Consider the following 8,516-nt stretch of genomic DNA (forward strand, 5'->3'; position numbering starts at 1 on the left):
ATTATTAGAATAGGCATAATAATGTAATTTATGATATTTTGTTTAGGTATGCAAATAACCTTCCCAATTTGGAATCGAGAAGGTTATTTTTGGTTTATCTGACTATAGCTTGGGAACAACGTAAGCTTACCGATGTGGCTTCAAAGTTTATGTATGGTCTAAACGTTGCATCAAAGTATTATGATGGGACCAATAAATATTTACGAATAACAGATATTGATGACTTATCGCATAACCTGTCAAATAAAAAATTAACATCTCCAGATAGTAAAGATATTGATGAAAGCTACCTATTGAAACAAAATGATCTGCTTTTTGCAAGAACTGGGGCAAGTGTTGGCAAAACATACTTATACAAATCTTCAGATGGGATTGTTTACTTCGCCGGCTATTTAATAAAAGCATCCATATTAGATAACTTTGATAGTAAATTTATTTTTAATATTACTTTGACTACAAAATATAATAATTTTGTAAAGGTTACCTCCCAAAGATCGGGCCAACCGAGAATAAACGCAAAAGAATATTCAAATTACAAGTTTAAAATGCCAAATAGTTTAAAAGAACAAAAGAGTATAGGATACTTATTAAATTTAATTGATGACCTTGTCGCTCTTTATCAAGAACAGTTACATTTTTATGAGAAGTTAAAAAAAACACTTCTTCAAAATATGTTTGCAAATACTCACAGGAGTAAACCAGTTATAAGATTTTCCAAATTTCATGATTCTTGGGAACCACGTGAATTAAATGCGGTAATGTCTGACTTTATAGTTCCAATGAGAGATAAGCCCAAACAATTTGGTGGTACAATTCCTTGGACTCGCATTGATGATATTGACGGAAAGTATCTGAATGAATCAAAATCGGGAAACTATGTATCCACTGAAACAATAAAATCCATGAATTTAAAAGTTATTCCTAAAAATTCATTAATAGTATCTGCAAGTGCAACATTTGGCGTGGTGGCTATTGTGACAAATGATTTAGTAACAAATCAAACCTTTATAGGACTGGTACCAAAGCCATCTTATAATCTTGAATTTTTATTCAATTTATTTAAAACACCTCGTATTCAAAAGCTAATGAGAATTGAATCGGTTGGATCAACAATTTTTTACATATCAAGAGATAAGTTTAAAAAAATGAATTGCAATGTTCCAACTTTGAAAGAACAGAACTTGATAGGAAAAATTTGTAGGTCGGTTGATGAATTTATAGCTCTTTACCAAACCAAATTAAATTACATGAATTCAGAAAAAGAATATTTGCTACAGAAATTATTTATATAATAAATGCACTACTCAAAAAACTTCCTGATAATTAAATTTAGTATTCATACGAATACCAATAATTATTTGGAGGTTTTTTATGAGCAAGAAGAAATCTGCACAATTATTCTATAAATATTTTGAGGAGTGGATTGCTATTTATAAAGTCAATGCTATTCGGTCGGTGACACTGACCAAATACTATATGACTCTCAAATGGCTTGCTAAATTGGCTCCAGAACTGCGTCTTTGCGATTTAACTCGCCGGACTTATCAAGAACTGATCAACACTTACGCTTTGGAACACGAAAGGCAAACGACGCTGGATTTTCACCACCAAATCAAAGGTGCCATCATGGATGCTGTCGATGAAGGGCTGATAAAGGTCAACCCCACTCGGAAAATAATCATTAAGGGTAAAAAGCCAGGTAGAAAAAAGTCGAAGTTTTTGAGTCAAAATCAAGTTAAGCTAATGATTCAGCAACTCGATTTGAGCACCGAAATTAATTGGGATTGGTATATTTTGTTGGTAGCTAAAACCGGTCTGAGGTTTTCTGAAGCATTGGCGCTGACTCCCAATGATTTTGACTTTGATCGACAGACATTAAACATCAGTAAAACATGGAATTATCGAGCAACTAAAGGAGGCTTTCAGCCAACAAAAAATCCTTCATCAGTCAGAAAAGTGCAAATAGATCGACAATTAGCGATGCAATTTTCTCAACTGGTAAAGGATCTTCCGAAAGATAAATCCATTTTTGTCAAACAGCGAGTATTCAATTCAACTGTGAATAATCATTTAGAATTGATATGTAAAAAAGCAGGGATTCCCGTGATATCGATACATGGATTACGTCACACACATGCATCACTGTTGCTATTTGGTGGAGTATCAATTGCTTCAGTCGCAAAAAGATTAGGACATGCCAATATGACAACTACACAGAATACCTATTTGCATATTATTCAGGAATTGGAAACACAGGATAACGATAAGATCATGCGGGAAATGTCATTTTTGAATTAGATGAATAATTTTTGTAATAAAAACTTCTTTTCTAAAGTACATCATTTATTCTTTTGTTATAAAAATCGATAATATGTACGGTTGTATCAAATAGTTTCTGAATTTTGTTCTGTTCGGATTTTGTTGGTATTTTGATCTTAAATTGTGCCATGTCAGATGCTAATATATGTTGAATTGTGTTGCCAGTCGTAATATTTCTTAATTCTGATTTTGCTTCGCTTGTCTGAAAGAAAAAATTTATAAATTTTGAGTTAATTTTTTCTTGAGGAGACTGAAACATAATCAAAGCATGAGCCGCTGTACTATCCAGCTCTGGAGGAATTATGGCGGAATTACCAACACTACCAGATTGCACCATTACCATATCTCCGCTATGTAATAATTTATCCGATTGTTTCAAGTAAAATTCTTCGTTGATATATATTTGCTTATCCCTGTTTATTGTTCCATTTTTTACATTATTACTTTCAAGATAAAAATGACCTTTTCCCTTGTCGACATAGAATGGAGTAGCGGTTCCAACAAAAGCATTTCTAATATTTTTAAAACATTTAGAAATCACTTGCAGTTCCCAAGTATCATAAAATTTTGAAAATCTTATCGTTGGATTACTTTGACGGTGTGATACAAACATTCTTTGAAGTAATTCTTTTTGCAACTGTTGATAAAGATTCAACTGTTCTTGATAAAGGGCGATAATGTTATCAAGTTGTAGTAAAATACTTTGGATTCTTTCTTGTTCACTCAAAGAAGGCACTGATATTGGCAGAATATTCAAAATTGTCGCATTATAACTTTGCTGTTTGGTACCTTGTGTATATCTAATTCCAAATTCATTTCCTCTTTTCCTATACCACTGAAAGAGAAATTCAACTTTAATCAAATTAGAATTTGTAAAGAGAGCCATACATGACTGATTTAAAGTTGTATCAATTCCAAGTATTGCACAGTTTCCACGGGTCCCTTCTGCTTCTAAACCAGTAATTGCAATTACAAAAGTACCCTTTGGAACAACTTTTAAGTGAGTTTTATTCTTAGCAATTTCAGTTATTTTTTCTTTAGTTTTTGTTACAATACCTCGATTAAGTTCACCACTTGTTAACCAGTTTAAAGTACCACCCCAATATTCAACTTTATTTCTACTGGGAGTTTGACCATTGTAATAATTTTCGATTAAATCACCCAGCTTATGCTGTTCCCAATCGTCAGTAAATCCTTTAAATCGTACTACTGGTACCTTTTTATCCACGATGATCCACCTCATCACTTAACATTGAAATAAAATCATTCAAATCATTTTGAATCTTTTCATCCGAAGAAGTGAGTTCTTTCATCATTGAAAGTAACTCCTTTTTGTTTTCTTCAATTTTTTTGTTATTCTCTTTGATTTCTTTAGTAACCTCACCTAAATCAATTTCAGGTTCAGGTTCAAATGTGTCAACTTATCTAGGAATATTCAAATTAAAATCATTTTCTTTGATCTCGTCAATTGATGCCACATGAGCGTATTTATCAACATCTTTACGTTCTTTATAAGTATCAATCATCTTATCGATATCTTGACCACGCAAAAGGTTTTGATTCTTTCCCTTTTCAAAATCACTACTTGCATCAATGAACAAAACATCTTTATTAGTCTTATTCTTCTTTAAAACCATTAACACAGTTGGAATACCTGTCGAATAAAATAGTCCAGCTGGTAATCCAATGACGGCATCAATTTGATTCTTCTCCAATAATGATTTACGGATTTTTTCTTCTTTAGCACCACGGAACAATACACCGTGAGGTAAAACGATTGCCATTGTTCCCTTGTTGCTCAAATGATAAAGACCATTTAATAAGAAGGCATAGTCAGCCTTTGTCTTAGGAGCTAAGCCTCCATAATCTTTAAAACGAGCATCCTTCATCTTGTTATCGTTGTTATCCCAGTGAGCTGAATAAGGAGGATTGGCAACAACCATATCAAAATTACGTGGATGATCAACCCCTTGAGCATCGACACCATCTGGCCAATCCATCTCTAATGTATCAGCATTCCGTAAGTCCATATTCATATACGAAACGTTATGCATCATCAAATTCATCCGAGCCAAGTTATAAGTAGTCGTGTTCAATTCTTGACCAAAATAAAATAACCGATGGTTTTTGATTTGTTCTTGAACTGTTAATAATAGTGAACCTGAACCACAGGCAAAGTCATAAACACTAGGCTTAGTTTCTTCAGGATCCAAACCAATAGTAACTAATTTTGCCAAGATTTCAGAAACTTGGTGAGGAGTATAGAATTCCCCGGCTTTTTTCCCTGAATTACCCGCAAATTGAGCAATCAAGTACTCATAAATATCACCAAGGATATCTCGGCCATTATCGTCTTTGTAATCGACGCTATCAACTAAATCAACAATTTCTGTTAAAGCTTTAGCACGTGCTGCAGTAGTTTGACCTAACCGTGAATTACCTAGGTTCATATCCGCAAACACACCGTGGAAATCTTGTTTCGAATGTCGGTTTAAATCAACGCTCTTATTAAAGTCATCGAGCATATCTTGAAAATCAGATGGAGCTATTTCGTTATTGTGGACCTTATCCACAATTGTTTGCCAAGTGAATCTAGGTGCAATCGCATAGCCCAACGAATCAGCTAATTCCTCTAAATAATCGTTAAGATCATCCCCACTAGCTTCTTGTGTATAGGCATCATTGACAGCTTGGCCATCTTCAATTGAAAGCAGTTCGTTATCAACCATTTTTGTTTCCTGATGCTCGGAAAGATAACGATAAAACATGAATCCTAAAATATAATTTCTATATTCACTGGCATCCATATTACTTCTTAAGCGGTTAGCCATTTCCCAAATTTTGCTAGTTATATCTTGTGCTTTACTCATAATTTCTCCTAGTATTTATCTACCATTCTATCGGCAAACTTTTTAAATTCTCTTCTAAAATTTGTTCTATATTTGATTGGTGACAACGATGCCACCGTCTTGGAATCTGCATCAGTCTTATAAACTTTAATACCTTCTCGGAGTATTTCATCAAGGGTCCAATTGATATTCAAATCGTCAGCATCCTTAATATGATTGGCAACAATTTCGTTGATTTGGTATGAATTTTTGATATCAGCGACTCCCCAATGCTTTTTATACTCAAAAACATCATTTCTCAACTGAGATTTATTATGATTCTCAACTAATTTCTTGATTTCTTTTTGATCAACGGGATATTCATCATAATTGATATTTCCAGCTAAGATATCCCTAGCAAACTGTTTGATTTGTTCAGCATATTTACGATCTTCAACTTTATCAGAAATAGAATTGATCTCGTTAGCAGTTTTATTAGCTTTATCAATATCATTGTCGTGGTATTGGTTCATCAAATCAGCAATCAATTCTTCCAGATAATCATAATTAACTCGGACCTCTTTGACATGTTCCATCTGTAAATCGATCTGTGAAACGTCAACATCGTGGATCCGTGCAGCCTCTTTTTTCAATCTATTAGCTAAAACTGTTGTGAGGACTTCTTCCTTATCGACTGAGAAGCCAATTTCTGAGACCAATTTTTCAGGATTTTTATCGTCATACTTATCATCTTGTTTAGCCATTGCCATCAGACGATTATATTTTTTTAAATCCGCGTACATTGCTTCAATTTTATTATCATCATCAGGTATTGCCGTAAAATTACGGGAATATTCATCTAAATTGTTGACGACTTCCTTCAATTCATCTTTAACTTCATCATAATCTTTGGCGATAACATCATCATCAACTTTTTTACTATCAATTATTGTAATTTGAACATTGGCAGAATCACGATTAGCATACTTGGCCAATGCTTCTTTCATCAATTGTTCAGTATGATGTGGCCAACGATAATTGACGATTCTTCCGAATGGTTTAGTCTGTCGATTATAAACACGGTTGGTCCTGGAATAAGCTTGAATCAAAGCAGCTCCTTTTAAGGTCCGATCAACGTACAGAGTATTCATTTGTGGAGCATTAAAACCAGTCAATAATTGATCGACAACGATGACAATATCGAAATATTTTCCATCATCGACCGTCCGATTCAATCTTGAAATCACCTGTGCTGTATATTCTTTGATAGACCGATCATCAAAACTAGTTCCAAATTCCTTATTATAGTCTTGGACGACATCTCGTAGACTCCGATTGTTCTCCAATTGACCAGACTTATTGGAAGTATCCTCACTAAAGGTAATCCCCACTTTCAAGGGTTTATCTAATTCAGCATTACGCCTTTTGAATTCTTTATAATAAGCTATCGCCATTGGAGTCGACTTTTTAGTACCTCCAACGTGAGTCGTAAATAAAGCATTGTATTCACCATTACGTGAACGCTTATTCCAATTTTTAATGATATCATCTACAACTAATTCAATATGTTTTTGATTATTATCATAAACACTGGTTTCAATCGTATCATCCATGTCTTCATCAGACATATCGTCAATCCGCAATCGCAAATCTTCATCAGTCATATGAGGAAATCTTGCTTTGAAATATTCTGGCAAATATTGATTTCTCAAAACATCATCAGAAAGAGTTGTTTCAAAGTCGACTTTAAAACCTAAGACATTACCATCAGCAATCGCATCACGGATCGTATAGGCATGAATTAGATCACCGAAAACTTCTTGGGTAGTTGGATGGGTATCAAACACTGGAGTTCCTGTATAACCGATCCAAGCTGACTTAGGAAAACCTTTTTTGATACGTTGTAACATATCACCTGATGTTGAACGATGAGCTTCATCAACGATGAAAACAATATTCTTTTTGATTGGTTCAAATTTTTCTCGATTGACCATGGCAGCCATTTTTTGAGTTGAAGTAACGATTATCCCGTTACCCTTCTTATTTATTTTCTTGGCTAAGACCCACCGATTAGCCGTATCGGTAACTACACCACCGTTACTTTCTTCAGTATTTTCGGGATCATATGCTCTATATTCATCGACTGTTTGATTAGTCAAAGCCAAACGATCGACTAAGAAAACTACTTTATCAACATTCGGTAATCTCGAAGCTAACCAAGCTGCTTTGAAAGAACTGATAGTCTTACCGGAACCTGTCGTGTGCCAAACGTACCCCACTTTTTGTGAATCAATATCAAACATATGCTGTCTTAATTTATTGATGACTCGTTGAGTAGCATAAACTTGGTAAGGACGCATCGCTTTGATCATTTGATTCTTTGGCGTTCCATCTAGAATCATATAATTGGTCGACATCTGGTGCGACATTGGTATCGACAACATATAGTTGGCGAATTCTTTCCAGTCAAAAACTGGCTTATTATCTTCTGCTCTTTGCCAACGGAATGCAAATTCTTTTTTGAATTTCTCAACGGTAGTATTTGCCATATATCGGCAATCATGCGGCGTAATGGCCACTAAAATTTGTAAAGTTGAAAAGATATCAGTATATTGTCTTTCGTCAATGTACTGTTTCATCTGATTAAGTGCTTCATTAGCGTCATGGCCATCGGCCTTTTCCTCAATTTGGATAATCGGTAAGCCATTGATCAATAACGTTACGTCAAAACGACGATTCATACGGCCAGGAATCACTGCTGGTCGTTGGATTTGATTGACGATTTGATAAATCGTATCTCCAGCTCCAATATTATCTTGATCAAAAATCTTTAAATAGACATGTTCCCCATCATCCAAGTCGACCTCGACTTGAGATATGCCATTGATTCCATACAAAAATTGTCCAGCTTTATAAGGTGTTTCTAGTTGTCCAATGATTGTTTTGATTTGATTAAACTCTGGCCTCGACAATGGTCTACTTAATCTATCCTGATTGTGCTGTTCAACGATACTCTTAAAATTATCCCACAGTTGTTCAGTCGTTTTAATATTTGGTAAATAATCCCACTGTTTTGTTCCACCCAAATTAACTAAATAATCAATTAGTTTATCTTCAAATTTGAGTTCATTTGTTTCTATGCTCAAAGTGCTTAACCTCCATTATTTAGTAAATATACTTTTGTTTTTATAATATTTAAATTTAATTCTAGCTTCTTATATTTTATCAGATGAAATGTCTTGTGATATCGCTATTTTATTAAGTTTCAATAACAAAAAATGCCGATTAAATCAAGATAAAAGTATAAACAAAAAAAGACAGACGTTTGTCTGTCTTTTCGTTTAAATTATTGGGTCTAAACTTTCTGGT

General features: G+C 34.1%; 4 protein-coding genes and 1 pseudogene. 2 read left to right on the top strand and 3 right to left on the bottom strand.

All coding sequences use genetic code 11. The features are described 5' to 3' along the window. Window positions 1–89: 89 nt before the first annotated feature. Window positions 90–1,292: a restriction endonuclease subunit S gene (locus FC27_RS09565; RefSeq protein ID WP_056938099.1), complete on the top strand. Its 1,203-nt coding sequence runs from the start codon at window positions 90–92 to the stop codon at window positions 1,290–1,292. A 79-nt stretch (window positions 1,293–1,371) separates the two neighbouring features. After that, a complete protein-coding gene (locus tag FC27_RS09570; protein ID WP_010625028.1) occupies window positions 1,372–2,298 on the top strand; it encodes a site-specific integrase in 927 nt (308 codons plus the stop codon). A 31-nt stretch (window positions 2,299–2,329) separates the two neighbouring features. On the opposite strand, the gene FC27_RS09575 is transcribed toward FC27_RS09570, so the two are convergent. The 3 genes and pseudogenes from FC27_RS09575 to FC27_RS09585 all read right to left on the bottom strand — a co-directional run bounded on the left by FC27_RS09575 (window position 2,330) and on the right by FC27_RS09585 (window position 8,293). After that, entirely contained in the window at window positions 2,330–3,547 is a 1,218-nt protein-coding gene (locus tag FC27_RS09575; RefSeq protein ID WP_010625029.1) for a restriction endonuclease subunit S, read from the bottom strand. After that, window positions 3,540–5,189, bottom strand: a pseudogene (locus tag FC27_RS09580) (type I restriction-modification system subunit M). Before FC27_RS09580 ends, FC27_RS09575 begins: the two are co-directional and overlap by 8 nt. 8 nt (window positions 5,190–5,197) lie before the next feature. Then, window positions 5,198–8,293 (bottom strand): type I restriction endonuclease subunit R, encoded by a 3,096-nt coding sequence (locus tag FC27_RS09585; RefSeq protein WP_010625031.1) that lies wholly within the window; start codon window positions 8,291–8,293, stop codon window positions 5,198–5,200. Window positions 8,294–8,516: the final 223 nt, after the last annotated feature.

The organism is Companilactobacillus versmoldensis DSM 14857 = KCTC 3814, from assembly GCF_001434295.1.
Classification (GTDB): Bacteria; Bacillota; Bacilli; order Lactobacillales; family Lactobacillaceae; genus Companilactobacillus; species Companilactobacillus versmoldensis.